The 25,736-nt window shown below is 72.0% G+C and carries 26 protein-coding genes; 8 read left to right on the top strand and 18 right to left on the bottom strand.

Annotation, left to right across the window (positions count from 1 at the left end):
* Positions 1-19: 19 nt before the first annotated feature.
* Genes P8A18_RS31645 through P8A18_RS31635 form a run of 3 tightly spaced genes read right to left on the bottom strand, consistent with a single transcriptional unit; the run spans position 20 to position 3,460 of the window.
* Positions 20-805, bottom strand: a complete 786-nt coding sequence (locus P8A18_RS31645) for a succinate dehydrogenase/fumarate reductase iron-sulfur subunit (protein ID WP_306060157.1) — start codon at positions 803-805, stop codon at positions 20-22.
* Complete coding sequence (locus tag P8A18_RS31640) at positions 802-2,751, bottom strand: fumarate reductase/succinate dehydrogenase flavoprotein subunit (protein ID WP_306060155.1); 1,950 nt, start codon at positions 2,749-2,751, stop codon at positions 802-804. Before P8A18_RS31640 ends, P8A18_RS31645 begins: the two co-directional genes overlap by 4 nt.
* Before the next feature lies 1 nt (position 2,752).
* A complete protein-coding gene (locus P8A18_RS31635) occupies positions 2,753-3,460 on the bottom strand; it encodes a succinate dehydrogenase (protein WP_306060153.1) in 708 nt (235 codons plus the stop codon).
* 95 nt (positions 3,461-3,555) lie between these two features.
* Between P8A18_RS31635 and P8A18_RS31630 the strand changes: the two genes are divergently transcribed.
* Positions 3,556-4,458 (top strand): LysR family transcriptional regulator, encoded by a 903-nt coding sequence (locus P8A18_RS31630; protein WP_018554203.1) that lies wholly within the window; start codon positions 3,556-3,558, stop codon positions 4,456-4,458.
* A gap of 16 nt (positions 4,459-4,474) precedes the next feature.
* On the opposite strand, the gene P8A18_RS31625 is transcribed toward P8A18_RS31630, so the two are convergent.
* On the bottom strand, positions 4,475-6,649 hold the full coding sequence (locus tag P8A18_RS31625) for a putative bifunctional diguanylate cyclase/phosphodiesterase (protein WP_306060151.1): 2,175 nt from the start codon (positions 6,647-6,649) through the stop codon (positions 4,475-4,477).
* Positions 6,646-7,464, bottom strand: coding sequence for an SAM-dependent methyltransferase (locus P8A18_RS31620; protein ID WP_306060150.1), 819 nt, complete (start codon positions 7,462-7,464; stop codon positions 6,646-6,648). Before P8A18_RS31620 ends, P8A18_RS31625 begins: the two co-directional genes overlap by 4 nt.
* 630 nt (positions 7,465-8,094) lie before the next feature.
* Between P8A18_RS31620 and P8A18_RS31615 the strand changes: the two genes are divergently transcribed.
* The 3 genes from P8A18_RS31615 to P8A18_RS31605 all read left to right on the top strand — a co-directional run bounded on the left by P8A18_RS31615 (position 8,095) and on the right by P8A18_RS31605 (position 10,130).
* Positions 8,095-8,619, top strand: a complete 525-nt coding sequence (locus tag P8A18_RS31615) for a hypothetical protein (protein WP_306060148.1) — start codon at positions 8,095-8,097, stop codon at positions 8,617-8,619.
* 15 nt (positions 8,620-8,634) lie between these two features.
* A complete protein-coding gene (locus P8A18_RS31610; protein WP_306060146.1) occupies positions 8,635-9,402 on the top strand; it encodes a bestrophin-like domain in 768 nt (255 codons plus the stop codon).
* Between the two features lie 173 nt (positions 9,403-9,575).
* Positions 9,576-10,130: a hypothetical protein gene (locus tag P8A18_RS31605; RefSeq protein ID WP_306060144.1), complete on the top strand. Its 555-nt coding sequence runs from the start codon at positions 9,576-9,578 to the stop codon at positions 10,128-10,130.
* A 94-nt stretch (positions 10,131-10,224) separates the two neighbouring features.
* Here P8A18_RS31605 and P8A18_RS31600 read toward each other — a convergent pair whose 3' ends face one another.
* Positions 10,225-10,875 carry a hypothetical protein gene (locus tag P8A18_RS31600; RefSeq protein ID WP_306060142.1) on the bottom strand — a complete coding sequence of 217 codons (651 nt, stop codon included), beginning with the start codon at positions 10,873-10,875 and terminating at the stop codon, positions 10,225-10,227.
* A 313-nt stretch (positions 10,876-11,188) separates the two neighbouring features.
* On the opposite strand from P8A18_RS31600, the gene P8A18_RS31595 reads away from it, so the two are divergent.
* Positions 11,189-11,848 carry a class F sortase gene (locus tag P8A18_RS31595; RefSeq protein ID WP_306060140.1) on the top strand — a complete coding sequence of 220 codons (660 nt, stop codon included), beginning with the start codon at positions 11,189-11,191 and terminating at the stop codon, positions 11,846-11,848.
* 33 nt (positions 11,849-11,881) lie between these two features.
* On the opposite strand, the gene P8A18_RS31590 is transcribed toward P8A18_RS31595, so the two are convergent.
* Positions 11,882-12,724, bottom strand: a complete 843-nt coding sequence (locus tag P8A18_RS31590) for a polysaccharide deacetylase family protein (RefSeq protein WP_306060137.1) — start codon at positions 12,722-12,724, stop codon at positions 11,882-11,884.
* Positions 12,725-12,887: 163 nt separating this feature from the next.
* Here P8A18_RS31590 and P8A18_RS31585 point away from each other — a divergent pair, with 163 nt between their 5' ends.
* Both P8A18_RS31585 and P8A18_RS31580 read left to right on the top strand, forming a co-directional pair.
* Positions 12,888-13,349: a universal stress protein gene (locus tag P8A18_RS31585; RefSeq protein WP_306060135.1), complete on the top strand. Its 462-nt coding sequence runs from the start codon at positions 12,888-12,890 to the stop codon at positions 13,347-13,349.
* 163 nt (positions 13,350-13,512) lie between these two features.
* Entirely contained in the window at positions 13,513-14,082 is a 570-nt protein-coding gene (locus P8A18_RS31580) for a sigma-70 family RNA polymerase sigma factor (RefSeq protein ID WP_306060133.1), read from the top strand.
* On the opposite strand, the gene P8A18_RS31575 is transcribed toward P8A18_RS31580, so the two are convergent.
* Complete coding sequence (locus P8A18_RS31575; protein WP_018554193.1) at positions 14,016-14,213, bottom strand: zf-HC2 domain-containing protein; 198 nt, start codon at positions 14,211-14,213, stop codon at positions 14,016-14,018. The genes P8A18_RS31580 and P8A18_RS31575 overlap by 67 nt on opposite strands.
* Positions 14,214-14,375: 162 nt before the next feature.
* Between P8A18_RS31575 and P8A18_RS31570 the strand changes: the two genes are divergently transcribed.
* On the top strand, positions 14,376-14,879 hold the full coding sequence (locus P8A18_RS31570; protein WP_306060131.1) for a hypothetical protein: 504 nt from the start codon (positions 14,376-14,378) through the stop codon (positions 14,877-14,879).
* Between the two features lie 24 nt (positions 14,880-14,903).
* Here the strand turns inward: P8A18_RS31570 and P8A18_RS31565 are convergent, their stop codons facing one another.
* The 10 genes from P8A18_RS31565 to P8A18_RS31520 form a co-directional block, all read right to left on the bottom strand.
* Complete coding sequence (locus P8A18_RS31565) at positions 14,904-16,094, bottom strand: sensor histidine kinase (RefSeq protein ID WP_018554191.1); 1,191 nt, start codon at positions 16,092-16,094, stop codon at positions 14,904-14,906.
* The gene (locus P8A18_RS31560) at positions 16,091-17,572 is read right to left on the bottom strand and encodes a sodium/solute symporter (protein WP_306060129.1); all 1,482 of its coding nucleotides are present in this window, start codon (positions 17,570-17,572) and stop codon (positions 16,091-16,093) included. Before P8A18_RS31560 ends, P8A18_RS31565 begins: the two co-directional genes overlap by 4 nt.
* The gene (locus tag P8A18_RS31555) at positions 17,569-17,931 is read right to left on the bottom strand and encodes a hypothetical protein (protein ID WP_037710719.1); all 363 of its coding nucleotides are present in this window, start codon (positions 17,929-17,931) and stop codon (positions 17,569-17,571) included. The genes P8A18_RS31560 and P8A18_RS31555 overlap by 4 nt, the downstream gene beginning before the upstream one ends.
* Before the next feature lie 64 nt (positions 17,932-17,995).
* Positions 17,996-18,748, bottom strand: a complete 753-nt coding sequence (locus tag P8A18_RS31550; RefSeq protein ID WP_306060126.1) for a LytR/AlgR family response regulator transcription factor — start codon at positions 18,746-18,748, stop codon at positions 17,996-17,998.
* Positions 18,749-18,788: 40 nt separating this feature from the next.
* Positions 18,789-19,649: an Fpg/Nei family DNA glycosylase gene (locus tag P8A18_RS31545; protein ID WP_306060124.1), complete on the bottom strand. Its 861-nt coding sequence runs from the start codon at positions 19,647-19,649 to the stop codon at positions 18,789-18,791.
* 33 nt (positions 19,650-19,682) lie between these two features.
* Entirely contained in the window at positions 19,683-20,540 is an 858-nt protein-coding gene (locus P8A18_RS31540; protein WP_306060122.1) for an amidohydrolase family protein, read from the bottom strand.
* Position 20,541: 1 nt separating this feature from the next.
* Positions 20,542-20,853 (bottom strand): L-rhamnose mutarotase, encoded by a 312-nt coding sequence (locus tag P8A18_RS31535; protein WP_306060120.1) that lies wholly within the window; start codon positions 20,851-20,853, stop codon positions 20,542-20,544.
* A gap of 1 nt (position 20,854) precedes the next feature.
* Complete coding sequence (locus tag P8A18_RS31530; RefSeq protein WP_306061269.1) at positions 20,855-21,835, bottom strand: aldo/keto reductase; 981 nt, start codon at positions 21,833-21,835, stop codon at positions 20,855-20,857.
* A gap of 129 nt (positions 21,836-21,964) precedes the next feature.
* The gene (locus P8A18_RS31525; protein WP_306060118.1) at positions 21,965-23,353 is read right to left on the bottom strand and encodes a wax ester/triacylglycerol synthase family O-acyltransferase; all 1,389 of its coding nucleotides are present in this window, start codon (positions 23,351-23,353) and stop codon (positions 21,965-21,967) included.
* A gap of 144 nt (positions 23,354-23,497) precedes the next feature.
* A complete protein-coding gene (locus P8A18_RS31520; RefSeq protein ID WP_306060116.1) occupies positions 23,498-25,564 on the bottom strand; it encodes a SpoIIE family protein phosphatase in 2,067 nt (688 codons plus the stop codon).
* Positions 25,565-25,736: the final 172 nt, after the last annotated feature.

The raw sequence follows: 25,736 nt of genomic DNA, 5'->3' as shown, positions 1-25,736 counted from the left end.
CCGGAAGGCGGTGGCCGGTTCAGCGGCGCGCCTTGCGGGTGGCCCGCAGCCACTCCTTGTTCATGGCCGAGATCGACGGCAGCGGAATGCCCTTCGGGCAGGCGGTGGCGCACTCCCCGGTCAGCGTGCAGCCGCCGAATCCCTCGCTGTCCATCTGCTCCACCATGTCCAGCACCCGGGTCTCCCGCTCGGGGGCGCCCTGCGGCAGCACGTTCAGATGGTTGACCTTCGCCGAGGTGAAGAGCATCGCCGAGCCGTTGGGACAGGCCGCGACGCAGGCGCCGCAGCCGATGCACTCGGCGTGCTCGAAGGCGAAGTCGGCGTCCGGCTTGGGCACGGGCGTGGCGTGCGCGTCGGGAGCCGTACCGGTCGGGGCGGAGATGTAGCCGCCGGCCTGGATGATCCGGTCGAAGGACGAGCGGTCCACGACCAGGTCCTTGACGACGGGGAAGGCCGAGGCGCGCCAGGGCTCGACGTCGATGGTGTCGCCGTCCTGGAAGGCACGCATGTGGAGCTGGCAGGTGGTCGTACTTCCCCCAGCTCTCGAACCCGCTTGAGCAGGGGAGACCCCATCCGGGCCATGGGCATCGCCGTTGATGACGAGGCTGCACGCGCCGCAGATGCCCTCGCGGCAGTCGTGGTCGAAGGCGACGGGATCGTCACCGGCGAGGATCAGCTCCTCGTTGAGGGTGTCGAGCATCTCCAGGAACGACATGTCCTGCGAGATGCCGTCCACCTGGTACGTGGACATGGCTCCGGATGCGTCGGCGTTCTTCTGGCGCCAGACGCGCAGGGTGAGCTTCATGCGTAGCTCCGCTGGGTGGGGTGGACGTACTCGAAGACGAGGTCTTCCTTGTGCAGGACGGGGGCCTCGCCGGTGCCGGTGAACTCCCAGGCGGCGCCGTAGGAGAACTCCTCGTCGCGGCGGGCGGCCTCGCCGTCCGGGGTCTGGGACTCCTCGCGGAAGTGGCCGCCGCAGGACTCGGCGCGGTGCAGGGCGTCGAGGCACATGAGCTCGGCGAGCTCCAGGTAGTCGACGACGCGGTTGGCCTTCTCCAGCGACTGGTTGAACTCGTCGCCGCTGCCGGGGACCTTGATCCGGCGCCAGAACTCCTCGCGGATCAGCGGGATGCGGGCGAGCGCGGTGCGCAGCCCCTCCTCGGTGCGGGCCATCCCGCAGTACTCCCACATGAGTTCGCCGATCTCCCGGTGGAAGGAGTCGGGTGTGCGGTCGCCGTCCACGGCGAGGAGCAGGCTGAGCCGGTCCTCGGTCTCGGCGACAGCCTCCTGGACGACGGGGTGTGAGGCGTCGACCTCCTCCTGCCGCGGGTTGCGGGCGAGGTAGTCGTTGATGGTGGAGGGCAGGACGAAGTAGCCGTCGGCGAGGCCCTGCATCAGCGCGGACGCTCCGAGCCGGTTGGCTCCGTGGTCGGAGAAGTTGGCCTCGCCGATCGCGAACAGGCCCGGAATGGTGGTCTGGAGGTCGTAGTCGACCCAGAGCCCGCCCATCGTGTAGTGCACGGCCGGGTAGATCCGCATCGGCGTCTCGTACGGGTTCTCCGCGGTGATCCGCGCGTACATGTCGAAGAGGTTGCCGTACTTCTCCTCGACCTTCGCCCGGCCCATCCGCCCGATGGCCTCGGCGAAGTCCAGGTAGACGCCCTGGCCGCCGGGCCCGACGCCGCGCCCCTCGTCGCAGACGTTCTTCGCGGCGCGGGAGGCGATGTCGCGGGGCACCAGGTTGCCGAAGGCGGGGTACTGGCGCTCCAGGTAGTAGTCGCGCTCGTCCTCGGGGATCTCGTTGGCCGGGCGGGTGTCGCCCTTGGCCTTCGGCACCCAGATGCGGCCGTCGTTGCGCAGCGATTCGCTCATCAGGGTCAGCTTGGACTGGTGGTCGCCGGTGCGCGGGATGCAGGTGGGGTGGATCTGGGTGAAGCAGGGGTTCGCGAAGTAGGCGCCGCGCCGGTGGGCCCGCCAGATGGCGGTGGCGTTGGAGTTCATCGCGTTGGTCGACAGGTAGAAGACGTTTCCGTAGCCGCCGCTGGCCAGGACGACGGCGTCGGCGAAGTAGGTGTCGGTCTTCCCGGTGACGAGGTCGCGGGCGACGATGCCGCGCGCCCTTCCGCCGACGACGATCAGGTCGAGCATCTCGGTACGGGGGTGCAGCTCGACGTTGCCGGCGGCGATCTGCCGGGACAGCGCCTGGTAGGCGCCGAGGAGCAGTTGCTGTCCGGTCTGACCGCGGGCGTAGAAGGTGCGGGAGACCTGGACGCCGCCGAAGGAGCGGTTGTCGAGGAGGCCGCCGTACTCGCGGGCGAAGGGGACGCCCTGCGCCACGCACTGGTCGATGATCTCGACGGAGATCTGCGCGAGCCGGTGCACGTTGGACTCGCGGGCGCGGAAGTCGCCGCCCTTGACGGTGTCGTAGAAGAGCCGGTGGACCGAGTCGCCGTCGTTGCGGTAGTTCTTGGCCGCGTTGATGCCGCCCTGGGCGGCGACGGAGTGGGCCCGGCGGGGCGAGTCCTGGAAGCAGAACTGGACGACGTGGTAGCCCTGTTCGGCCAGGGTGGCGCCGGCCGAGCCGCCCGCGAGGCCGGTGCCGACGACGATGACGGTGTGCTTGCGGCGGTTGGCGGGGTTGACCAACCTGGCCTCGAAGCGGCGGGTGTCCCAGCGTTCGGCGACGGGGCCTTCGGGGGCCTTGGTGTCGGCGACGGGTTCGCCGGTCGTGTAGTGCGTGTAGTCGTTCATGTCAGCTCACCACTCCGGTCATGACGGCGACGGGTACGGAGACGAAGCCCACCGTCAGCACCAGCGCGAGGACGTTGGCGAGGGTCTTCAGGACGCGGTCACGGCTCGCGCGGCCGGCGCCGAGGGTCTGCGCGGCGCTCCAGAACCCGTGCTGGACGTGGAGTCCGAGGGCGAGCATCGCGACGATGTAGATGGCGTTGCCGTACCAGGTGGAGAAGGTGTCGATGACGTTCTGGTACGGGTGGCCGGACTGGAATCCGCCGGAGTGCACGGTGCCGGTGGTGAGGTCCAGGACGTGCCAGACGATGAACAGGCCCAGGATGACGCCGCCGTAGCGCATGGTGCGGGTGGCGTAGCTCGCGCGCGCCCTCTTGTGCACATAGCGGCTGGGGCGCGCCCTGAGGTCGCGCCGGCTGAGCTGGTACGCGGATACGGCGTGCAGCACCACGGCCGCGACGAGCACCACGCGCACGATCCACAGCGCCCACTCGTGGTGCAGGAACGGCTCGCCCATCACCCGCAGCCAGTGCGCGTAGCCGTTGAACTCGTCGGCCCCGAAGAAGATCTTCAGGTTGCCGATCATGTGGACGACCAGGTAGAGGAGCATGACCAGACCGCTCACGGCCATGATCGCCTTCTTGCCGACGGTCGAGCCCCAGAGCGTGCGCGTCATGGACGGCCGTCGGTCCGTCCGGGTTGCCAATGCCATGGACACGACGCTAGGGCCGAATGGCCCGATCGGTCCAAGACATGGAATGCCTCATGTCCATAGGCTGTACCTATGTGAGGCGGTAGCGTGGGGTGATGCAGTTCCAGCAGCTGACCTATTTCGTGGCCGTCGCCGAGGCCCGGCACTTCACCCGCGCCGCCGAGGAGGTGCACGTCTCGCAGCCCTCGCTCTCCCAGCAGATCAGGGCTCTGGAGAACGAGCTGGGCGCCGAGCTGTTCAGCCGGGCGCGCGGGAACATCACGCTGACGGACGCGGGCGAGGCCCTGCTGCCGCTCGCCCGGCGCATCCTGGCCGACGCCGACACCGCTCGGCACGAGGTCCAGGAGCTGGCCCAGCTGCGTCGCGGCCGGGTCAGGCTGGGCGCGACGCCCAGCGTGTGCACGGGGCTGCTGCCCGAGGTGCTGCGCGCCTTCCACGACCTGCATCCCGGCATCCGGCTGCTGCTGGAGGAGGGCGGCTCGCACGACCTGGTACGGGAGCTGGCGCGCGGGGCGCTCGACCTGGCGCTGGTCGTGCTGCCGCTGCCGGCCGCCTCACCCGCGCTGACCACGGTCGAGGTGCTCCAGGAGGACCTGGTGGTCGTCTCGTCGGCGCACCGCCCCCGGCCCGGGAAGGGCGGCCGGGTCCGGATCGCCGACCTCCAGGGCGAGCCGCTCGTGATGTTCCGGCACGGCTACGACCTGCGGGAGCTGACGGTGGCCGCCTGCCGGGCCGAGGGCTTCGAGCCCTCGTTCACGGTGGAGGGCGGCGAGATGGACGCGGTGCTCGGCTTCGTCCGCGCGGGCCTGGGAATCGCGGTCGTCCCGAGCATGGTCGCCACCCGGGCGGGCGTCGGCCTGCGCACGACACCGCTGGCCCGGCCGGGGCTGCGCCGTACCATCGCGCTGGCGCACCGCAGCGACGTGGCCCCGCCGCGCGCCGCCCGGGAACTGCAACGGGTCCTGCTGGCCGGGCGGGCGGACACGGCCTCTTCGTAGGCCGCGCCCGCCCGGCTCACACCGCGTCGGCCAGCAGCAGCGAGTGGATGCGGTCCGGGGCCCCCGGGCGCGCGTAGTACCAGCCCTGGGCGGTGTCGCAGCCCAGCTGCCGCAGCTGCTCGGCCTGTGCGCCGGTCTCGACGCCCTCCACCGTGACGGCCAGGTCGAGGCTGTGCGCGAGCGACACGATCCCCTCGACGATCTTCAGGTCCACCGGGTCCGCCGGGTGGTGCTGCATGCCCTGGGTGAAGGAGCGGTCCAGCTTCAGCACGCTCACCGGAAGCCGCCGCAGGTTCGCGAGGTTGGAGTATCCGGTGCCGAAGTCGTCGAGCGCGATGTCGACGCCCATCTCGGCCAGCTGGCGCAGCGGCTTCAGCAGGTCCTCGTCGGCGCCGATGAGCGCCGACTCGGTGACCTCCAGGCAGAGCGCGCCCGCTTCCAGGCCCGAGCGTTCCAGGACGTCGATGGTCTCCGCGACCAGCTGCGGGTGGTGCAGCTGGGCCGGTGAGAGGTTGACGTTGATGCGCAGCGGACCGCCGTCGGTGCGCCGCTCCTGCCAGAAGTTGGCCTGGCGGACCGACTCCTCCAGTACCCAGCGGCCGAGCGGCACGATCAGCCCGGTGTGCTCGGCGAGCGCGATGAACCGGTCGGGCCCCAGCACCCCGTGCTGCGGGTGGCACCACCGCACCAGCGCCTCCGCGCCGTGCACCGTCCCGTCGCCGAGGTGCACCAGCGGCTGGTACTCGATGAAGAACTCGCCGCGTTCCAGGGCGGCCGGCAGCGCCGTCGTCAGGCCGTGCCGGGTGATGGCGCGGGCATCGGCCTCGGAGTCGGCCAGCTCGAAGCGGTTGCCGCCGGCCGACTTGGCCCGGTACATGGTGATGTCGGCGCTGCGCAGCACTTCCGCGGCGCTGCGTTCGCCCGCGGGTCCCTCGACGACGCCGATCGACCCGCGGACGGTCAGCTCGCGCCCGTCGAGCCGGATCGGGGTGGCGAGCACGCCGAGGATCCGGCAGGCGAGTTCGTCGACCTCGGCCGGTGAGTCGAAGTTCGTCGTCAGCGCCACGAACTCGTCGCCGCCGAGCCTGGCCACCATCTCGCCCGGGGCCGTGGCGCAGCTCTGGAGCCGGTCCGCGACCTCGACCAGCAGCCGGTCGCCGGCGGCGTGGCCGAGGCTGTCGTTGATCGCCTTGAAGCCGTCCAGGTCCAGGTAGCAGAGGCCGAAGCGGCTGCCGTCACCCGCTGAGAGCGCTTTCTCCAAGCGCTCGAAGAAGAGGGTCCTGTTGGGCAGTCCGGTGAGCGCGTCGTGGGTGGCCTCGTAGCGCAGCCGCAGGTTGAGCAGCCTGCGCTCGGTGGTGTCCTCCAGCAGGGCCAGCTGGTATTCGGGCCGGCCCTCGGAGTCGCGCAGCAGAGACACCGTCAGGTTGGTCCACAGGACGGTGCCGTCGTTGCGGTAGTACGGCTTCTCGACCCGGTAGTGCTCGCGCTCCCCGCGTACCAGCTCGTTGTAGAACCTCCACACGTGCGGGGAGTCCTCGGGGTGGACCCACTCGTTGACGCGGTGGCTGAGGACGTGGTTCTCCAGGCCGCCGAACATCCGGGTGAGGGTGTCGTTGACCTCCAGGACGTTGCCGTCGAGGTCGGCGATCCCGATACCGATGGCCGCGTCCTTGAAGACGGCCCGGAAGCGTGCCTCGGTGGCGTGCAGGGCCTGTTCGGCGTCGGTGCGGGCGGTGAGCGCCGAGCGGGCGATGGCCTCCTGCTCGGCCAGGGTCCGCTCGCGCAGGGCCTGGGTGAAGCCGGCCGCGACCGCGTGCTGGATGCGCGCGCAGCGCGAGCGGCTGTCCTCGGTGGTCAGGGGCGACGGCCCGTTGCTGCCGCAGTACAGCACCAGGTAGGAGTCGACGACGCCGAGCGTGGAGCTGAGGGCGTCCGGATCCGTGCAGTGTGCCGCGACGAGCGCGCCGCCCACCTGGTTCGCCGCGGCCGCGTCGAACGGGCGGGCGTGCAGGGTGTCGCTGAGCGTGCGGGCGAGCGGCAGCAGGTGCCGCTCGAATTCCGGCCGGGTCAGCGAGGTGGCCGTCGACGGGAAGATGGCCCGGCTCCAGATGGTGGCGAACCTGCGGAGCCGGTCCTCGGGGCCGTCGGGTTCCGCGTCCGGTCCTGCGGACGGCTGGGCGGGAGTACTCACGCCTTGCGTCCCACTCCCGCGATGCCCGAGAAGGCGTACGGGTCCTCGTTGTCGGGCGCTGTGGAGTTGTCGGGGCGCCATTCCGGCATCGCGACGAGGCCGGGCTCGACCAGTTCGTAGCCGTCGAAGAAGCGGCTGATCTCCTCGCGCGTACGCATGACGAGCGGATTGCGGATGTTCCGGTAGACCCCGACGGTGCCGCCGGCTTCCTCACGTGTCAGCGGAATGCCTTCGTAGGCGGCGTGGGTGACGACGAGGAGGCTGCCGGGGGCGAGCAGGTCGCGGAGCGCGGCGACGGCGGACCGCGGGTCGTCGGCGTCCTCGATGAAGTGGAGGACGGCCACGAGCAGCAGCGCCACCGGGCGGTCGAAGTCGAGCAGTTGGCCGACTTCGGGGTGTTCAAGGATCTCGGCCGGCCTGCGCAGGTCGGCGGCGGCGATCACCGCGCCGTCATTGCCCTCCAGGACGGCCTGGCTGTGCGCGACGGCGACCGGGTCGTGGTCGACATAGGCGACCTTGGCCGCGGGGTCGATCCCCTGGGCGACCTCGTGGACATTGCCGAAGGTGGGTATCCCGGAACCGATGTCGAGGAACTGGTCGATACCCTCGCCCAGCGCGTAGCGCACCGCGCGGCGCATAAAGGCCCGGTTCGCCTGCATGGCCTTGGGAAGTCCCGGCATGAACTCCATGGCCTTGCGGGCCGCTTCCCGGTCCACCTCGAAATTGTGCGAGCCGCCCAGATAGAAGTCATACATTCGGGACACGCTCGGCACCGAAATGTCAATGCCTTGCGGTGCCCAGGCGGGACGCTCCATCGATGTCTCCAACAAGTCGCCACGGCGATCCGGCCATGTCCATGGTCAGTGTTGACCAGAGGTTACTGATCGACCGCCAGGAGAGCGAGCCGAAACGGAAATTAGCCGTCCGTTATTGGTCACACTCCCGTGGCATGTGCAACCGGTCCGTCGCTGCCAGTTACATTCGGCGAACGGGAAGGGCCAAATAGTTCACTCCCGGACTACTTCGGCGCTCCGGCGAAATCGGACTCGGCCGGGTCCCGGCCTCATGTGCCCCCACCCGCTTGGCCGTTGGTGTCTCCAGGCCCGATGTCCGGAATGCGGGTACGGGGGTTGCGGCGACCGGTCACCTTCCGCTCCCGCTCCTCGCGGCCGTTCGGCGGCGACGAATGCTCGCGACCGGTGACGTCTCCTTTGCGGCCATTGCCGGAGGCAGGGTCGACAATCGGCCATTTCCAGAGAGAGATGGCACCGCGCACCCGTCCCATTTCGCTGCGGCCAAGGGCCCCGGCGCCGCCCGCCCCTTCGGCCGACGGGTCCGAGAGCACTTCCCGGGCCGCAAACCCCCAACGCCCCAGGTCCCCTCCATCAGGCGAATCCGGAAGCCGTCCGGCGTGCCGTCGCACGGCCCGGAACATGCTCCCCGTCGTGTACGGATCACTCTTCTGGCGGCTGACAGCGGCGGTCGCGCTCATCTGGCTGCTGACCGCCCCCGCCCCGGCGATCGCCGACAGCTGCGCGTACGCGTCCATCGGGGACGACGGCGGCGGCTCGGCCGTGGCCATCAGCGGTGACGGCGGCTGCTTCGCCGGGCCGGAGCCCGAGCCCACTCCGACGCCCACGCCGAAACCGGCCCCGCCCCCGCCGCCACCACCCCCGGCACCGTCCCCGCCGCCACCGCCGCCCCCTCCACCGCCGCCCGAGCCGGAGCCCGAACCGGCGCCCCCTCCACCGCCGCCCCCGCCCCCACCCGCGCCCCGGCCCGCGCCTCCGCGCTCGCCGTCGCCCTCGCCGTCGGCGCGACCGCCGTCCCCCGCGCCCGTGGCGCTTCCCTCCTACCGCCGCCCGGTCCGCAAGGCACCGGAGCGCCACACCTCCCTGGTCACGCTCACCCTGATGATCACGGCCCCCGCGGTGTTCGCCGTCGCCGTGCTGCGGCCTCGTTCCCGATGACCCCCGGAGACGCTCATGTCGGAATGGCTCGTCCTCACCATCGCCCTGGTCGCGGCCACCGCCGTCGTCCTGACCATCGCCCTCCTCAACAACCGCCGGCTCCCCGAGGACGACGACCCGTCCCAGACCCCCGATGTCATCGAGTACATGACGATGATGATCGGCGTGGTCTACGCCATCGTGCTGGGCCTCGCCATCGCCGGTGTCTGGGAGGGCCGCAGCGCGGCACAGGAATACGTACGCCAGGAGGCACAGGCCCTGCACGAGGTCAGCGCGCGCTCGTCCGTCTATCCGCAGGAGGTGCGCACCCGCATCCGGGCCGACGTGGACGCCTATGTCAGCTACGTGCTGCACGACGAGTGGCGCACCATGACCGAGCAGGGAAGGCTCAGCGACCGCGGCACCGAACTGCTGGACCGGGTCCGCGCCGATGTGACGGACTACCGGCCGAAGACCGACCACGAGGGAGAGGCCTACCAGCCGCTGGTCGACCAGGTGGCCGCCGCCGACGACGCCCGCAGCTCCCGGGGCCAGAGCGCCGGCGCCACGATGCCGGGTGTCGTGTGGTTCGGTCTGATCATCGGGGCCCTGGTGACCGTGGGACTGATCTTCACGCTCCAGATCCGCCGGACGTTCCGCGAACTCCTGCTGGCGGGCCTCTTCAGCGTGCTGATCGCGTTCCTCCTCTTCCTGATCTGGGACTTCGACTCACCCTTCGGGCGGGGCTTCTCGGCCACCACCGCACCCTTCGTCGATCTGTTCCCCGGGGCCGCCGGCGGGTAGCGGAATTCTCTCCGGGCGGGTCCGCCGCCCGGGGGACAGCGGTGCCCCATTCGCCGGACCCCGATCGCGGGCGAAATGCACCACTTCTAGCGTGGGCCGCATTCGAGGTGCATTTCTGACACTTTGTGGAAATCCGTTCCGCAGTTGCTCCTCGGGGACCCGGAGGATTCACCATGCGCGCAATACGTGTCGCCCCGCTCGCTCTGCTCGGGGCCGCGGCGCTCGCCCTGACCGCCCCGGCCGTCGGCGCGTTCGCCGCGACGGCGGGCGGGCCGTCGGGCGGCGGGAACGGATACACCGTCACACCGTCGGTGGTCGCGCCGGGCGGCAAGGTCACCCTGGCGGCCAGGGGCTGCTCGACCACGGCCACGGCCTCCTCGGGGGTGTTCGACACCGTCACCATCCCGGTGAACGGCAGCGCGTCGGCCACCGTCGACTGGGACGCCAAGCCGGGCGCCGCCTACGAGGTGACGTTCATCTGCAACACCTCGCCCAGTTCCACGGCCAAGGTGAACCTCACGGTCGGCGCGGCCACGAGCACGCCCACCACGAGTTCGACCAGCACCGCGGCTGCCTCGGCCTCACCGGCCGGAGTGCAGGGCGGGCTCGGCGGCAGCATCGACAGCGTGAACTCCGGTGAGATCGTCGCCGGCACCGCGCTGGCCGTGGCCGCCGGGGCCGGTGTCGTGTTCTTCGTGCGACGACGCAGGGAGAGCCGCTCGCACTGACGGGTGCGAGCGATGGGGAACGAGAGTCGCCCCGGGTCCTGTCACAGGGCCCGGGGCGACTTCGGTTATCGGTCCGGCGGGGACGTCCTCGCGGTCAGACCGCCCCATGGCCCGTCCTGCGACGGCGCATGAGGTACATGCCGCCGCCGAGCGCCGCCGAGGCGACCAGGCCCGCTCCGACACCCATCTCGGCCGGGGTCGTGGCCATCGAGCCGCCGAGGCCGCCCTGCGCGCCCCGGCTGTCGAGCACGGTGAAGCGGTGGCCGGCCGTCCGGTCGGTGCCGTCGCACCGCACGGTCAGGTTGTACGAGCCGGGCGTCGCGTCGTTGAGGATGCGGACCCGGGCGTGGCCGATCCGGCCGGCCGAGAGCCGCGTGGTCCGGAACGCGTTGGACGAGACGCTGCCGCCCCGGCCGCAGCCCTCGGCGCTGACCTGCATGGCCGCGCCCTGGTGCACGCGCTCGGGGTCGACGGTCACGTTGTTCGGGCCGTTGTTGCGCCCGTTTCCGTTCCCGTTGTTGTTCCCGTTGCCGTTTCCGTTCCCGTTGTTGTTGCCGTTGTTGTTCCCGTTCCCATTGCCGTTGTTGTTGCCGTTGTTCCAGCCGTCCTGGTCGTTCCAGCCGTTCTGGTTGTTGCCATTGTTCTGGTTGTTCCCGACATCTCCACCGGCGGCCGCCATCGGGGCACCGAGCCCGAGAGCGGCGACGGCGGTCGCGGCGACAACGAGAGCGCGTGTAGCACGCATCGTTCGAACCTCCACCGGGAAGCGCCCCGGGCTCTGTGCGCCCGGGATGGATCGACGAGAACGCCTCCCATGACGAACCCTCACCAGATCCTTGATCCACCGCATGTCGGCACTACTCCACACCAGCGATCCGACACGCCGGGCGCGCGCGCCGCGAACTGATGGACGCGCAGGTCACAGACCGTCAGAACTTTTATCCGCGCGCTACTCCGATAAGCATCCGGGTGCGTCGCCGCCACCCGTTCGCCCTTCTCTGATCGCCGCCCGCCCGCACCGCGCCTAGCGTTCTGCTCGTCGCGACGAAGGGATGACCATGGGCCGGGACAACTGGCGACCCGAACGGATCAGATACTCGCCCTGGGGCGCGCTCGCCCTGGCGATGCTCACCGGTCTGGCACTGATGCGCAACGGTGCCGACCTCTCCCCCGGCCCCCCGCAGCCGGTCGCCGCCGCCTCCGTCGGCCAGCAGAAGAACGCCCCCGCGGCCCCGGTGACGGTCCCGTCGGTCAAGCCCCTGGCGTACGCGCCCGTCGCCCGCGTGGCCATCCCGGCCATCCAGGTCGACGCGCCGGTCATCGATGTGAACCTCGATCCGGACGGCTGGATCGAGACGCCGCCGCCGGAGGACCCCAACCTGGCGGGCTGGTACCAGAACGGCATCGCCCCCGGGCAGCTCGGCACCTCCGTCGTCGTCGGCCACGTCGACAACAAGGCGGGGCCCGCCGTCTTCTACGGCCTCGGTTCGATGAAGAAGGGCGACCGCGTCGAGATCGAGCGCAGCGACGACCGGGTGGCAGTCTTCGAGGTCTACGGCGTCGAGGTCTACGCCAAGAACGACTTCCCCGGCGCCCGCGTCTACGGCGACACCGGACAGGCGGAGCTGCGGGTCATCACCTGCGGCGGCGGATACACCAAGGCCAACGGCTACGACGGCAACGTCGTGGTCTTCGCCCGTCTGGTGGAGACCCGCTGAACCCCCCATCCGCCGACTGCGCCGAACACGCTGTCAGCGGCGGTGCGGCACGGTGAGCCGGTATCCGTCGGCCAGCAGCTCGGGCAGATACCGGCCCAGCGCCGCCACGCTCTGCGAGCGGTTGCCGCCCGCGTCGTGGGAGAGCACCACGACGCCGGGGCCCGCCCCCTGGGTGACCCGGCGCACGATGCTGTCGGTGCCGGGCACGGTCCAGTCGAGGGTGTCCACGGTCCAGGCCATCGGCTCCATGCCCAGCGCGGCGCCGATCTCGAAGGAGTTGCGGTTCCAGGCACCGTAGGGCGCCCGGTACCAGAGCGGCGCGGCGCCGGTGATCTTCTCGATCACGTCGCTGGTGCGGCCCAGCTCGTCGGTGATGCCCGCCCGGGAGAGCTTGGTGACCAGGGGGTGCGTCCACGAGTGGTTGCCCACGGTGTGCCCCTCGTCGGCGATCCGGCGGACGAGGTCCCGGTTGTCGTTCGCCATCTCGCCGCAGAGGAAGAACATCGCCCGGACATCGTGCTCGCGCAGCGTGTCCAGGATGTGCGGGGTGTAGAGCGGATCGGGACCGTCGTCGAAGGTCAGCACCATCGCGTGGCCGATGTCGGTCAGCTTCTCGAACGGCCGGGTGCGCACCGGTGGCGCCGCCGGGCGGTAGCGGGGCGGCGTGTGTCCCGTCATGGGCCGCAGTTTATAGGCGAGCGGTCCGGTCCTGAGGGCGGCGGGCCGTGATCCCGCCGCTCCCGCGGCCTTCGGCGCGGGTCGTGGCGGGGAGCCGACGGGGTCCGCGGCGACGAGGCGCACGGCGGTGGCGGCGCCCAGGCCCGCGGCCAGCCGCAGGAGCGTTCTGCGCAGGGGCAGACTGTGATCACTCTTCATGCCCCACTGCTCGCACGTCTGCTCGGCCGCCGGCTTCAGCGACACCGCCCGCCGGGGGTTTTGCACCCGGATGGAGGGAGTACGTCCGCGCACGTGGCGGCGGGGGCGTCGCCTCCGGGAGGCCGGGGCGGGGGCGCGGGGCCGAGCCGATAGCCTCACTGCCGTGACAGCTCAGCAGCCCCACCAGTTCGAACGTGGCACAGACGGACCCAAGGTGATCGTCGCGGGCCTCGACGGTTCGGAGTCCTCGATGCGTGCCGCGGCCTATGCCGCCGGGCTCGCCCGCCGCCAGGGGGCCAAGCTCGCCCTGGTCTACGTCCAGCCGGTGCTGCCCGCGGGCGCCGCGCTCGGGGCTCCGATCGGTGACGCGACGGCGGAGGTCGCCGAGGGACTGGTGAGCGAGATCCGCGCGGCGACGGAGCGACTGAAGGACATATGGGACGTGCGCTGGGAGTTCCACACCTTCCGCGGTGACCCGTACAACGGTCTGGTGACGGCCGCCGACGAGCTCAAGGCGGACGCCGTCGTGGTGGGCGCCTCGGAGTCGGCGGGCCACCGCTTCATCGGCTCGGTCGCCGTCCGTCTGGTGAAGGCGGGCCGCTGGCCGGTCACCGTGGTCCCGTAACACCCCGCCCGGCAGCCGCCCGACCGCTCACCGCACCATTCGCCGCTCTGTGCGACCGCTCGTCGCACGGGGCGGCGTTTGTCCTGTCCCTCGTGGCCTGAATGCGCTCGTATACGCCAGTCAGCAGCGAGGCGGCAGGGCCTTGGCGGAAAGGGCGTTCACCATGACCACGACGACGACCGATGAGCGGGCCCTCGCGGAGCTCCAGCGTGAACACGGACCCGCCCTGTTCCACTTTCTGCTCGGCCTGACCTTCGGCGACCGGCAGCGGGCCGAGGACCTCCTCCAGGAGACGCTGGTGCGGGCCTGGCAGCACCCGGAGGCCTTCGACGGGCCGTACGAGTCGATGCGACCCTGGCTGTTCACCGTCGGGCGCCGGCTGGCGATCGACGCCCGACGCTCGCGGCTGGCCCGGCCCGCCGAGGTCAGCGACGTGGTCCTGGAGTGCGCCCCGGCCGGGACCGACACCGCCGAGTCCGCGGTCGCCGCGCTCGACGTACGCGAAGCCGTACGCGCTCTGAGCCCGGAGCACCGGTCGGTGCTCGTGCAGATCTACTTCCGCGGGCTGAGCGTGGGCGAGACGGCCCAGGTGCTCGGGATACCGGCGGGCACGGTCAAGTCCCGTTCGTACTACGCGCTGCGGCTGCTTTCCCGCAATCTGCCCGGTTACTCCAGCAGATCCTCCTCCCGCACCAGTGCCAGCAGCTGCGCCGCCTCCGCGACCGCCGCGTAGTCGGCGGCGCAACGGTCGCAGCGGCTCAGGTGACGGGCGACCGTGCGGGCCTCGGCGGCGGGCAGCGCGTCCAGGACGTAGGCGCCGAGCAACTGCCGCATGTGCGGTCCCTCCCCGGGGTCGGCGGTCATCGCAACCTCATGTCTGTGACGGATCGGGTCCGGCGGATCCTGCCCTTCTGGCCACGCGGGGCGCGCTCCCCCGGTTCAATGCTGCGTGGGGAACCGGCCGGGGGCCCGCGGCCGCACGGTCCCCGCACCCGGTGCCGAGAAAAGGAAATGAGGCGATTCGGGATGCGCCCGGAACGTCATGAGGGGTCCGGCGAGGGCGAACTGCCGGTCCCGATGGCCTGGATGTACGCGGAGTACCTCGCCGACGAGCTGCTGCTGACCGGTGACCTGATGGAACCGGCGACGCTGGAGTACCGGGCAGGGCGCGACGCGCTCGCGCTGACCATCTTCCTCCTGGACAGCGCGGTGGCCGAGGCCCTGCCCGCGGCTCGGGTGGACGAGCTGCGCCTGCTCACCGCGTACGGGCCGCCGTGGCGCCGGTGGGTGTGCGACCGGCTCGGTGCTCCCGCACCCGGATGCACGGACGCCGATCTGGCGCTGGCGCGGGCGGCCTGGCGGTGGCTGGAGGAGACCGAGCTGCTGGCTGCCGACCTGGAGGCCATCGGCCCGCTGCCCTGGGAGGAGGACGACGGCGCGGACCCGGTCGCCGAGGACGCCGCCCAGGTGTGGACCCCGGCGTGGCAGCTGGGCCTGCCGCTGGGGCATCTGGCGGTCCACCTGTACTGAGAGGCCGGCCAAAGTGGCGGGCGGTCAGGAACCGTGCACGCCCGCGCGGTACTTCGGCAGCCGTACGGTGATCCGCATCCCGGCGCCGATGCCCGTCTCGATGACGAGGCCGTAGTCGTCCCCGTACACCTGGCGCAGCCGTTCGTCCACGTTGAGCAGGCCGATGCCGGTGGATCTGCCGCCCTCGCCGCGCAGGATGTGGCGCAGCCGCTGGGGGTCCATGCCCGTGCCGTCGTCCTCGATGACGACCTCGGCCTCGGAGCCGGCGTCCAGGGCGCTGATGGTGATGCGGCTGGAGGTGACGGCGCCTTCGAGGCCGTGTTTGACGGCGTTCTCGACGAGCGGCTGGAGGCAGAGGAAGGGCAGGGCGACGGGCAGTACCTCGGGGGCGACCTGGAGGGTGACGGAGAGCCGTTCGCCGAAGCGGGCCCGGACCAGGGCGAGGTACTGGTCGATGGAGTGCAGTTCGTCGGCGAGGGTGGTGAAGTCGCCGTGGCTGCGGAACGAGTAGCGGGTGAAGTCGGCGAATTCCAGGAGCAGTTCGCGGGCCTGTTCCGGGTCGGTGCGGACGAAGGAGGCGATGGCGGCCAGGGAGTTGAAGATGAAGTGCGGGGAGATCTGCGCGCGCAGGGCCCTGATCTCCGCCTCGATGAGCTGGGTGCGCGAGCGGTCGAGTTCGGCGAGTTCCAGCTGGACGCACACCCAGCGGGCGACCTCGCCGGCCGCCCTGGCCAGGACGGCGGACTCGCGCGGGGCGTAGGCGACGAGGGTGCCGAGCACCCGGTGGTCGACGGTGAGGGGCACGGCGACGGCCCACTTCAGCGGGCAGTCCAGGTCCTCGCAGTCGCTGCGGAAGGCGGTGTCGCGGCCGGTCTCCAGGACGCCCGCGACCTGTTCCATGACGTGCCGCCCGTGGTGGTCGCCCTCGCCGTGCCAGACCAGGACCCGGTCGCGGTCGGTGAGGCACAGGGCGTCGGTGCCCAGCAGGGAGCGCAGCCTGCGGGCGGACCTGCGGGCGCTGTCCTCGGTGAGCCCGGCGCGCAGCGGGGGCGCGGCCAGGGAGGCGGTGTGCAGCGTCTCGAAGGTGGCGTGCTCCACGGGCGTGCCCACGTCGCTGGTGCGCACGGGTCGGGCGGTGCGCCGGCCGATCAGGAGGCCGCCGCCGAACAGGAGCAGGGCGAGCAGGACGATGACGGCGTATCCGGCCCCGGTCACCGGTGCCTCCCGGTGGTGAGCGCCTCGGGCAGGTGGAAGCGGGTCATGGCGGCGTTGGTGCCGGGGGGGATGCGGCCCGGGGTGGCGAGCGAGACCAGGATCATGGCGAGGAACCCGACGGGCACGGACCAGACCGCGGGCCAGGCAAGCAGGGCGTGCGGCCAGCCGGGCGGGCGTACCGCGCCGCTGACCGTGATGGCGACGGACAGCAGCGCGGAGCCGCCGCCCAGCAGGAGGCCGGCGACGGCGCCCGGCGGGGTGAGCCGGCGCCACCAGATGCCGAGGACCAGCAGCGGGCAGAAGGAGGACGCGGAGACGGCGAAGGCCATGCCCACGGAGTCGGCGACGGGGACCCGGCTGACCATCAGCGAGCCGGCCAGCGGGACGGAGATGGCGAGGACGGTGGACAGCCGGAAATGCCGTACCCCGCGCGAGGGCAGCACGTCCTGGGTGATGACCCCGGCGACCGCCATGGTCAGTCCGGACGCGGTGGACAGGAACGCGGCGAAGGCGCCCCCGGCGACGAGCGCGCCGAGCAGGTCGCCGCCGAGGCCGCCGATGACCCGGCCCGGCAGCAGCAGCACGGCGGCGTCGGCGTCGCCGCCGTGGATGAGCTCGGGGGCGTACAGCCGGCCGAGCGCGCCGTAGACGGGCGGCAGGAGGTAGAAGACGCCGATCAGTGCGAGGACGGCGACGGTGGTGCGGCGGGCGTCGCGGCCGTTGGGGCTGGTGTAGAAGCGGACGACGACGTGCGGCAGGCCCATGGTGCCGAGGAAGGTGGCGACGATGAGGCCGTAGGTGGCGTACAGCGGGTGGTCGGCGCGGAAGGCGGAGAGATGCTCGTCGAAGGTGATGCGGGGCTGCCCGTCGCCCTGCCAGGCCAGCACCAGGAAGATCGCCGGGACGAGGAGTGCGGTCAGCTTCAGCCAGTACTGGAAGACCTGCACGAAGGTGATCGAGCGCATGCCGCCGGCGGCGACGGCGAGGACGACCCCGGAGGCCACCAGCACGTTGCCGAGCCAGCCGGGCGCCCCGGTGAGGATCTTGAGGGTGAGGCCGGCGCCCTGGAGCTGGGGGACGAGGTAGAGCCAGCCGGCGCCGACGACGAGCACGCTGACGAGTCTGCGTACGTGCAGGGACTCCAGGCGTCCTTCGGCGAAGTCGGGGAGGGTGTACGCCCCCGAGCGGCGCAGCGGGGCCGCGACGAAGACCAGCAGCACCAGATAGCCGGCGGTGTAGCCGACCGGGTACCACAGCATGTCGGGCCCGTGGACGAGGACGAGCCCGGCGATGCCGAGGAAGGAGGCGGCGGAGAGGTATTCGCCGCTGATGGCGGCGGCGTTGAGCCGGGGGCGCACGGTGCGCGAGGCGACGTAGAAGTCGGAGGTGGTGCGGGAGATCCGCAGCCCGAATCCGCCGACGAGGACGGTGGCCAGGACGACGACGGCGACGGCCGCCACCGCGTACGTGCGGCTCACGGGGCGGGGCGGCCTTCCACGAGCCGGGCGAAGTCGCTCTCGTTGCGTTCGGCCCGGCGCACGTACCACCAGGCGAGCAGGGTGAGCGGCGGGTAGGCGGCGAAGCCGAGGACCGCCCAGACCACGGCGGAGCTGTGCAGGGCCTCGAAGACGAGGGGCAGGGTGCCGACGACGGCGGCGAGCACGGCGAAGGCGGTGAGCCCGGCCCGCAGCTGCCCGCGCATCAGCGAGCGTACGTACGCGCCGCCGAGTGCGGTCTGCTCGTCGATCTCCGACTGGGTGCGGTAGCGCGGCAGCGGGCGGACCCGCCGGGGCTCCCCCGTCACCACTTCGCGCCGGGGTGTGGGCTCTGCGGACATGGGGCCGGAGTGTAGGCGGCACCCGGCCCCGCTGGGAAGGGGTTTCGGGCCCGGTCGGCGCTGGTCAGCGGCCGGTGCGGCGCATCAGCAGATCGCGCAGCGCGCGGGTGTGGCGGCGGCTGACGGCCAGCTCGGCGGTGCCGATGCGCACGCTCATGCTGCCGGCGTCCAGGCGCAGTTCGTCGATCCTGTCGAGCGCCACGAGGTGGCGGCGGTGGATGCGGACGAAGCCGCGGGCGCGCCAGCGCTCCTCCAGAGTGGTCAGGGGGACGCGCACGAGGTGGCTGCCGGTGTCGGTGTGCAGCCGGGCGTAGTCGCCCTGGGCCTCGGCGTAGGCGATGTCGTCGATGGGGACGAAGCGGATGACGCCGCCCAGTTCGACGGGGATCTGGTCGTGGGCGGTGTCGTGGACGGGCGCGGTGCGGTCGCCGACCTGTTCGGCCACGCGCCGCACGGCCTCGGCGAGCCGTTCGCGGCGCACGGGCTTGAGTACGTAGTCGACGGCCTTGAGGTCGAAGGCGTGGACGGCGAAGCCCTCGTGGGCGGTGACGAAGACGATGAGCGGGGGCGCGGCGAAGCCGGCCAGCAGCTGGGCGACGTCGAGTCCGGTCAGGCCCGCCATGTGGATGTCGAGGAAGACGACGTCGATGGCGGACGGGTCGTCGGGGCCGGCGTCGACGGCGCCGCCGATGCGGCGCAGCGCCTCGGTGGCGCCGGTGGCTCCTTCGGCGCTGCGGATGCGGGGGTCGGCGCGCAGGAGGTAGAGGAGTTCCTCCAGTGCGGGTTCTTCGTCGTCGACGGCGAGTACGCGGAGCATGGGCGGGAGTGTAGGGCCTGCTCCTGACGTATGGGTGTCGCTACTTGAGCAGTCTGGACAGGCGGCGGTCCGCGAGGGGTTTCCCGCCGGTCTGGCAGGTCGGGCAGTACTGGAGCGAGGAGTCGCTGAAGGACACCTCGCGGATGGTGTCCCCGCAGACCGGGCAGGCCTGGCCGGTGCGCCCGTGGACGCGCATCGCGCTCTTCTTCTCGGCCTTGAGACGGCCGGCCTCCACCCCGCCGGAGCGGGCGACGGCATCCTCCAGCGTGGTGCGCAGGGCCGTGTACAGCCGGGTGATCTCCTCATCGGTGAGGCGGGCGGTGAGCTTGAACGGCGACATCTTCGCGACGTGCAGGATCTCGTCGCTGTAGGCGTTGCCGATGCCGGCGATGAGCGACTGGTCGCGCAGGGCGCCCTTGATCTGGCGGCGTTCCCCTTCGAGCAGTGCGGCGAACGCGTCCCGGCCGAAGGAGGGCACGAGCGGGTCGGGCCCGAGCCGGGCGATTCCGGGCACATCGGCGGGGTCGCGCACGAGGTGGACGGCGAGGCGTTTGGTGGTGCCGGCCTCGGTCAGGTCGAAGCCGTCGCCGCCGGTGAGGACGGTGCGCAGGGCGAGTGGGCCCTTGCCGGGGCGGGGCGGGGCCTCGGGGAAGCCGTCCTTCCAGCGGAGCCAGCCGGCCCGGGCGAGGTGGGTGATCAGGTGCAGCGGGCCGACGCCGATGTCGAGGAACTTGCCGTGCCGCGTCACGTCCGTGACCGTGCCGCCGTGCAGCGCGGTGAGGGGCGGGTCGTACGTCTTCAGGACGCTGATGGCGAGCGGGAGGACGCGGTCGATCTCCCTGCCGACGAGATGGTCGTCGAGGAAGAGCCGCAGGGCTTCGACTTCCGGCAGTTCGGGCATGGTTCCAGCCTGCCGCAGCCGCGACCCGGGCGCCTACCGGAGGCCGTACACCCGCTCGGCGGTGGTGGCGAGCACGGCGTCGCGCTCGTGGTCGTCCAGTTCCCCGATCAGGGTGCGGGCGGTGTCCAGGACCTCGGTGTAGGTCGCGGCGAGCCGGCACACCGGCCAGTCGGAGCCGAACATGAGGCGGTCGGGGCCGAAGGCGTCGATGACGGTCCCGGCGTACGGGCGCAGGTCCGCCGCGCTCCAGGTGCGCCGGTCGGCCTCGGTGACGAGCCCGGACAGTTTGCAGACGGTGTTGGGGAGCGCGGCGAACGCCCTGAGGTCGTCGGCCCAGGGGTGGGTGAGGCCCGCGGCGACGGGCGGTTTGCCGGCGTGGTCGAGGACGAGGACGAGTCCGGGCAGCAGGGCGGCCGCCCGGGTGGCGGCGGGCAGCTGGTGCGGGAGGACCACCAGGTCGTAGACGAGCCCGGCGTCGGCCACGGCGGCCAGGCCGCGCAGCACGTCGGGCCGCAGCAGCCAGTCGGGGTCGGGTTCGCCCTGGACCTGGTGGCGCAGGCCGACGAGCCGGTCGCCGCCCGGGAGTTCACGCAGGGCGGCCAGCGTGTCGGCGATGTCCGGGGCGGTGAGGTCGCTCCAGCCGACGACACCGGACACGAGGTCGCTGCCGTCGGCGAGCGCCAGGAGTTCGGGGGTCTCCTCGGCCACCGTGACGGTCTGGACCAGCACCGTCGCGCAGACCCCCGCCGTCCGGGCCTCCGGCTCCAGGTCGGCGAGGGTGAAGTCGCGGCGCAGGGGCGCCAGCTCCTCGCCCGTGATCCAGTCCTGGTCGCGCACCGCGAGGTCCCACACGTGGTGGTGGGCGTCGACGACGCGCGGCCGGGCGGTCATCTCACAGCTCCCAGACGACGGGGAGACCCGCCTCGGCGCCGTCGGCGGAGTAGTCGTGCGCGACGTCCAGGAGCCCGTCCATCCTGGCCTGCCAGGCGACGTTGACGGGCAGGTCCTCCAGTTCGGCGAGGAGGCGGGCGTAGTCGTCGCACTCGATGAGGTGGAACAGGTCGGTGCCGCTGCGCCAGATCGTCCAGGAGCCGGCGCCCGCGGCCCGGATCGCGCGGGTCAGCTCGGGCGGGACCTCGCGGTGCGCGGCCTCGTAGGCGGCGACGCGGTCGGCGCGGACCTTGGTGTGCAGGGCTATACGCATGTCAGTGTCCGTTCCCGGGCAGCAGGCCCTGGTCGCGCAGGTCGTCCCAGAGTTCGTCGGGGATCTCCCGGTTCAGCTGTTCGGCGGCGTCGCGCACCTCGTCCGGGGAGCGGGTGCCGACGAGCACCCCGGCGACGGCCGGGTGGGTGAGCGGGTAGTGCAGGGCGGCGGCGCGCAGGGGCACGCCGTGCGCCTCGGTGACGCTCTTCAGGTGCAGGGCCCGGTCCAGCAGGTTGAGCGGGGCGGTGGTGTAGTCGTAGGTCGCGCCGGGGCGGGGGTCAGCGAGGAGGCCGGAGTTGAACACCCCGCCGACGACGACGCTGCGGCCGCGTGCGGCGGCGGCGGGGAGCAGGCCGGTGAGCGCGGACTGGTCGAGGAGGGTGTGGCGGCCCGCGCAGAGGACCACGTCGACGTCGGTGTCCAGGACGAAGCGGGTGAGCATCGCGGTCTGGTTCATGCCGGCGCCGATCGCCCCGACGACCCCTTCCGCGCGCAGCCGCTCCAGTTCCGGGTACGCCTCGTGGAAGGCGGCTTCCGGGTGGTCGTCGGGGTCGTGGAGGTAGGCGATGTCGATGCGGTCGAGGCCGAGGCGTTCGAGGCTGTCCTCGATGCTGCGGCGGACCCCGGCGGCGCTGAAGTCCCAGCGGCGGCGGTGCGTGGCGCGTACGGCGAAGCCCTCGGAGAGCCCTTCGGGGGCGGTTTCCCCGGCGGGCAGCGGGTCGAGCACGCGGCCGACCTTGGTGGAGAGGGTGTAGGCGTCGCGCGGGCGGCTTCGCAGGGCTTCGCCCAGACGCCGTTCGGAGAGGCCGAGCCCGTAGTGCGGCGCGGTGTCGAAGTAGCGGATGCCGGCGTCCCAGGCGGCGTCGACCGCCGCCGCGGCGCGCTCCGGCTGCACCGCGCTGAAGAGGTTGCCGATGGCGGCCGCGCCGAAGGAGAGCGCGGTGACTTCGACCGTGCTGCTTCCCAGCCTGTTGCGCTGCATTCCTTCGCCGCCCTGCCCGATGATCGCTGCCACACAGCGAATATTCATCGGATCACTTGGGCGCGTCAACACCCCTGCAACGATCGAATACGACAACAGGGCGGTGATCTGTCCGATCTATGGCCGGGCTCAGGGCCTCTCCCCCACCACCGAGAGGAGTTCGGCCGCCTCCTGTTCGACGCACCGCGCCAGCCGCTCCAGATCCGGGAGCGCCTTGCCGTCGGCGACCAGACCGATGTGCACGCGCGAGCCGTACGTGGTCAGCGCGACGGCCATGGACTGCCCCCGGGCCAGCGGGGCCATCGGATAGAGGGCGCTCAGGGGGCAGCCGGCCAGCGAGAGCCGCGAGCGCGGCAGAGGCACGCTGGTGACCAGGACATCGAAGAGCATCCGGGCCGCGTTCCCGGCGAGCGGGGCGCCGAAACGGTGGGCCAGCGAGGGGAGCTGATCGGCCAGTACGGCGACCGCTCCGGCTCCCCGCAGCGGCCCCGCCGCCTTGTTGCGGTCCATCGCCTCGCGTACCGCCCGCAGCCGCTCCCAGGGGTCGCCCTCGGAGACGGGGAGGCCGAGGAGGTAGGCGGAGAGGCGGTTGCCGGTCGCGGCCGCACGGCCCGGCCGGCGGCGGGAGACGGGGACCAGAGCGCGCGGATCGTCGCCGGGCAGCGACTCGCCGCGCTCCAGCATCCAGCGGCGCAGCCCGCCCGCCACGACCGTGAGCAGCACGTCGTTGCCCGTGCCGCCGGAGATCCGGCGGATGCGCCGCACGGTTTCGAGGCCGAGGTCGGCCGTGGCCAGCCGCCGGGTCCCGCTGGAGCCGGCCCTGAGCGCCGGTGCGCCGCGCGGGTCGAGGCGGCCCGCCCGTACCAGTGACGCCCCGACACCGAAGGCCCGGCCGAGGTCCTCGATCCGGCCCAGGGCGAGCCCGGCGACCTGGCGCGGGCCCGGCATCCAGGAGCGGGGCGGCACCGGGCGCGGCCGGGCGGACGGGGCGGCGGACCGGGGACGGGCGGTGGCCGAGGCGATCTCGTCGAAGATCCCGGCCCCGATGGCGACCGCCCGCATGCCGTCGGCCAGCGCGTGGTGGAGCTTGACGAGTACGGCGAAGGGGCCGCCGGCGGGGCCGTCGATGAGGTACATCTCCCAGGGCGGCAGCCCCCGCCGCAGCGGCCGCTCCATCAGCTCGCCCGCCAGCCGGGTCGCCGCGGGCATGAAGCCCCCGTCCCGGGGAGCCGCCTCCTCCACGGGCAGCCGTACCCGGGTGAGATGGCGGTCCACGTCGAAGTCCTTGTCGGCGAACCAGGCCGCGCCGCCGACGGGCAGCAGCACGTCGCGTACCCGCATGCGCAGCCGGGGAATCGCCGAGGCCCTGGCGCCGAGCAGCCCGAGGAGCGCGTCGGGGCCGGGGGCGCCGCCCGGAGGCGGGGCGAACACGGCGAGCGCGCCGAGGTGCATGGGGTGGGCGGCGGACTCAAGGTGCCAGAAAGCCAGGTCGAGGGGTGCCAGCAGCTCAGTGCCCAACGGGTCCTCATGTCATCGAAGACGGAGACCGACCACGGCCAGCCAATCTCTCGCGGTCCATTACGGTCAAGTACGGTCATGTTACGTTGCGTTACATCCCTGTTCCGCTCAAATCGCGCTCCGTTCGGGCGACGCGCGGGCCGGTCAGCCGCGTGGCGGAATGACGAACTCGCACCAGACGCACTTGCCGGTTCCCCGGGACTCGACACCCCAGGCGTCCGCCAGCTGGTCGACCAGCATCAGTCCGCGCCCGGAGACCCCCGACTCGCCGGCGTCCCGGCGGCGCGGCAGCGCGCTCGACCGGTCCTCGACGTCGACCCGCAGCCGCCGCTCGGGGCCCGTGAGCACCCGGATGGTGACGATCGCGCCGCCGTCGGTGTGCATCAGGGCATTGGTGGTCAGCTCGTCGGCGGCCAGTTCGATCTCGTCGGCCCGGTCCTTCGCCCCCCAGGCCCGCACCGCCGCGCGGATCATGTGGCGGGCCGAGCTGAGCGCCTCCGGGTCGTTCTGTGCGACGTGCTGCTGGAGCCGGCCGCCCGGCTGCGGGGCCTGCGCGGCCTTCCGGCGCAGGAGCAGGATCGCCACGTCGTCCTCGCCGCCGTGCTCGTCCACCGATGTGCAGAGCCGGTCGGCCAGCTGCTGGAGGTCCTGCGGGCCGCTCCTGATCAGTTCGGTGAGCCGCTGCGTGCCCTCGTCCAGATCGGAGCCGGGCAGCTCCACCAGGCCGTCGGTGAACAGCACCATGGTCTGTCCCGGGTCCAGCTCGACCGTGCCGACCGGATACTCGAGCCGCCCGAACTCGGCGGAGAGCCCCAGCGGCAGCCCGCCCTCCGACGGCACCCTGCGGCAGCTGCCGTCGGTGTCGCGCAGCAGCGGGTCCACATGGCCGGCCCGGACCAGCTGGACCACCCCGGTGGTCAGGTCGGTCTCGGCGTAGGTGCAGGTCGCGAAGCGGTCGGTGTCGAGTTCGTGCAGGAAGACGGAGGCCCGCGCCATGACCGTGGCGGGACTGTGCCCCTCGGCGGCGTACGCCCGCAGGACGATGCGCAGCTGCCCCATCACGGCGGCCGCGTGCGTGTCATGGCCCTGGACGTCACCGATGACGGCGCCGACCCGGCCGCCGGGCAGCGGGATGACGTCGTACCAGTCGCCGCCGATGTCCCGGCCCAGCCGGGCCGAGCGGTAGCGCACGGCGATCTGGGCGCCCGGCACGTCGGGAATCCGGCGCGGCAGCATGGCCTGCTGGAGCCCCTCGGCGAGGTCGTGCTCCTGTTCGTAGAGCATGGCGCGCTGGAGGCTCTGGGCGATGGAGCTGCCGAGAGCGAGCAGGAGGTTGCGTTCGTCGGCGCTGAAGCCGTCCTTGCCGCTGTAGAGCAGGCCGAGCGCGCCGATGGGGCGGGCCTGGGCGATCAGCGGCAGATAGGCGGCGGAGGTGATGCCGAGGTGGCTGATGTGGGGCCACAGTCCGGGGTAGGAGGCGGCGAAGTCGTCGGCCGACTCGATGAAGCGGGGGCCGAGCGTGCGGACGACCTCGCTCATCGGGTACTGCTCGTCCGTGCGGGTGTAGCGGGTTCCCGGAACGAACGAACCCTCGGGCCCGTCGGCCACCAGGTGGATGCGGCCGGCCTCGATCAGTCCCATGACCAGGCTGGTCGCGCCGAGCAGGGCGAGCCCCTCGGAGTTCTTCAGGACCTCGATGACGTCCTTGACCGTACGGGCGTGGGCCAGCGCCGCCGTGGTGGCGTCCACGAGGCTGGTCCGGTGGCGCAGCCCTTCGTCCAGTCCGCGGCGGGCGGCGGATTCGGCGAGCTCCTGGGTGGCGTCCCTGACGATGCCGATGATCCGGCGCGGCCGTCCGGTGCCGTCGCGCCGCACGAAGCCCTGGGTGTGCGTCCAGCGCAGCGTCCCGTCGCGCCGCTGCACGCGGAAATAGGCGCCGTAGTTGCTCCGGCCGCTCTTGAGCGCCTGCGACACCATGGCGTCCAGCCGGACCGCCTCATCGGGCGGCACCCGCCGCCCGAGCGACTCCGGCCGGTTGTCGTACTCGTCGTCCCTCAGGTCGAACACGTCGAGGGCATAACGGTCCATGTGCATGAGGCCACTGTCGAGATCCCAGTCGAAGCTGCCCATTCGGTTCAGGGCGAGGCTGAGATCCGGGTGGGCGGGCCAGTCGTCCGGGAGTGACAGGGCACCCGCTACCCGATCATCCATGTGCGTCACTCTGCCACCATTTGTCCGAATCTTCGACCGAACCGTCCACCTGGTGAATGTGCAATGGAACACATTTACGGAAGGTCCGGAAGGGCCGGTTTCCAAGGAATTACGGCATCGGCCGACCGGGACGGAGGCCGGATACCACCTGGTAACACGGCACCCGCCCCGA

The organism is Streptomyces sp. Mut1, from assembly GCF_030719295.1.
Lineage (GTDB): Bacteria > Actinomycetota > Actinomycetes > Streptomycetales > Streptomycetaceae > Streptomyces > Streptomyces castrisilvae.
Note: the sequence above shows the minus strand (reverse complement) of the source record. Positions and strands in the feature narration are given on the sequence as shown.

Excerpts from the sequence above, each read along its gene's own strand:
- P8A18_RS31620 (WP_306060150.1), bottom strand. The coding sequence starts at position 7,464 with ATGGAGCGTCCCGCCTGGGCACCGCAAGGCATTGACATTTCGGTGCCG.
- P8A18_RS31590 (WP_306060137.1), bottom strand. The coding sequence starts at position 12,724 with ATGAAGAGTGATCACAGTCTGCCCCTGCGCAGAACGCTCCTGCGGCTG.
- P8A18_RS31575 (WP_018554193.1), bottom strand. The coding sequence starts at position 14,213 with ATGACCGCCGACCCCGGGGAGGGACCGCACATGCGGCAGTTGCTCGGC.
- P8A18_RS31550 (WP_306060126.1), bottom strand. The coding sequence starts at position 18,748 with ATGCTCCGCGTACTCGCCGTCGACGACGAAGAACCCGCACTGGAGGAA.
- P8A18_RS31535 (WP_306060120.1), bottom strand. The coding sequence starts at position 20,853 with ATGCGTATAGCCCTGCACACCAAGGTCCGCGCCGACCGCGTCGCCGCC.
- P8A18_RS31635 (WP_306060153.1), bottom strand. The coding sequence starts at position 3,460 with ATGGCATTGGCAACCCGGACGGACCGACGGCCGTCCATGACGCGCACG.
- P8A18_RS31580 (WP_306060133.1), top strand. The coding sequence starts at position 13,513 with ATGACCACGACGACGACCGATGAGCGGGCCCTCGCGGAGCTCCAGCGT.
- P8A18_RS31530 (WP_306061269.1), bottom strand. The coding sequence starts at position 21,835 with ATGCAGCGCAACAGGCTGGGAAGCAGCACGGTCGAAGTCACCGCGCTC.
- P8A18_RS31540 (WP_306060122.1), bottom strand. The coding sequence starts at position 20,540 with ATGACCGCCCGGCCGCGCGTCGTCGACGCCCACCACCACGTGTGGGAC.
- P8A18_RS31555 (WP_037710719.1), bottom strand. The coding sequence starts at position 17,931 with ATGTCCGCAGAGCCCACACCCCGGCGCGAAGTGGTGACGGGGGAGCCC.
- P8A18_RS31570 (WP_306060131.1), top strand. The coding sequence starts at position 14,376 with ATGCGCCCGGAACGTCATGAGGGGTCCGGCGAGGGCGAACTGCCGGTC.
- P8A18_RS31605 (WP_306060144.1), top strand. The coding sequence starts at position 9,576 with ATGCGCGCAATACGTGTCGCCCCGCTCGCTCTGCTCGGGGCCGCGGCG.
- P8A18_RS31545 (WP_306060124.1), bottom strand. The coding sequence starts at position 19,649 with ATGCCCGAACTGCCGGAAGTCGAAGCCCTGCGGCTCTTCCTCGACGAC.
- P8A18_RS31520 (WP_306060116.1), bottom strand. The coding sequence starts at position 25,564 with ATGGATGATCGGGTAGCGGGTGCCCTGTCACTCCCGGACGACTGGCCC.
- P8A18_RS31640 (WP_306060155.1), bottom strand. The coding sequence starts at position 2,751 with ATGAACGACTACACGCACTACACGACCGGCGAACCCGTCGCCGACACC.
- P8A18_RS31600 (WP_306060142.1), bottom strand. The coding sequence starts at position 10,875 with ATGCGTGCTACACGCGCTCTCGTTGTCGCCGCGACCGCCGTCGCCGCT.
- P8A18_RS31645 (WP_306060157.1), bottom strand. The coding sequence starts at position 805 with ATGAAGCTCACCCTGCGCGTCTGGCGCCAGAAGAACGCCGACGCATCC.
- P8A18_RS31595 (WP_306060140.1), top strand. The coding sequence starts at position 11,189 with ATGGGCCGGGACAACTGGCGACCCGAACGGATCAGATACTCGCCCTGG.
- P8A18_RS31630 (WP_018554203.1), top strand. The coding sequence starts at position 3,556 with ATGCAGTTCCAGCAGCTGACCTATTTCGTGGCCGTCGCCGAGGCCCGG.
- P8A18_RS31610 (WP_306060146.1), top strand. The coding sequence starts at position 8,635 with ATGTCGGAATGGCTCGTCCTCACCATCGCCCTGGTCGCGGCCACCGCC.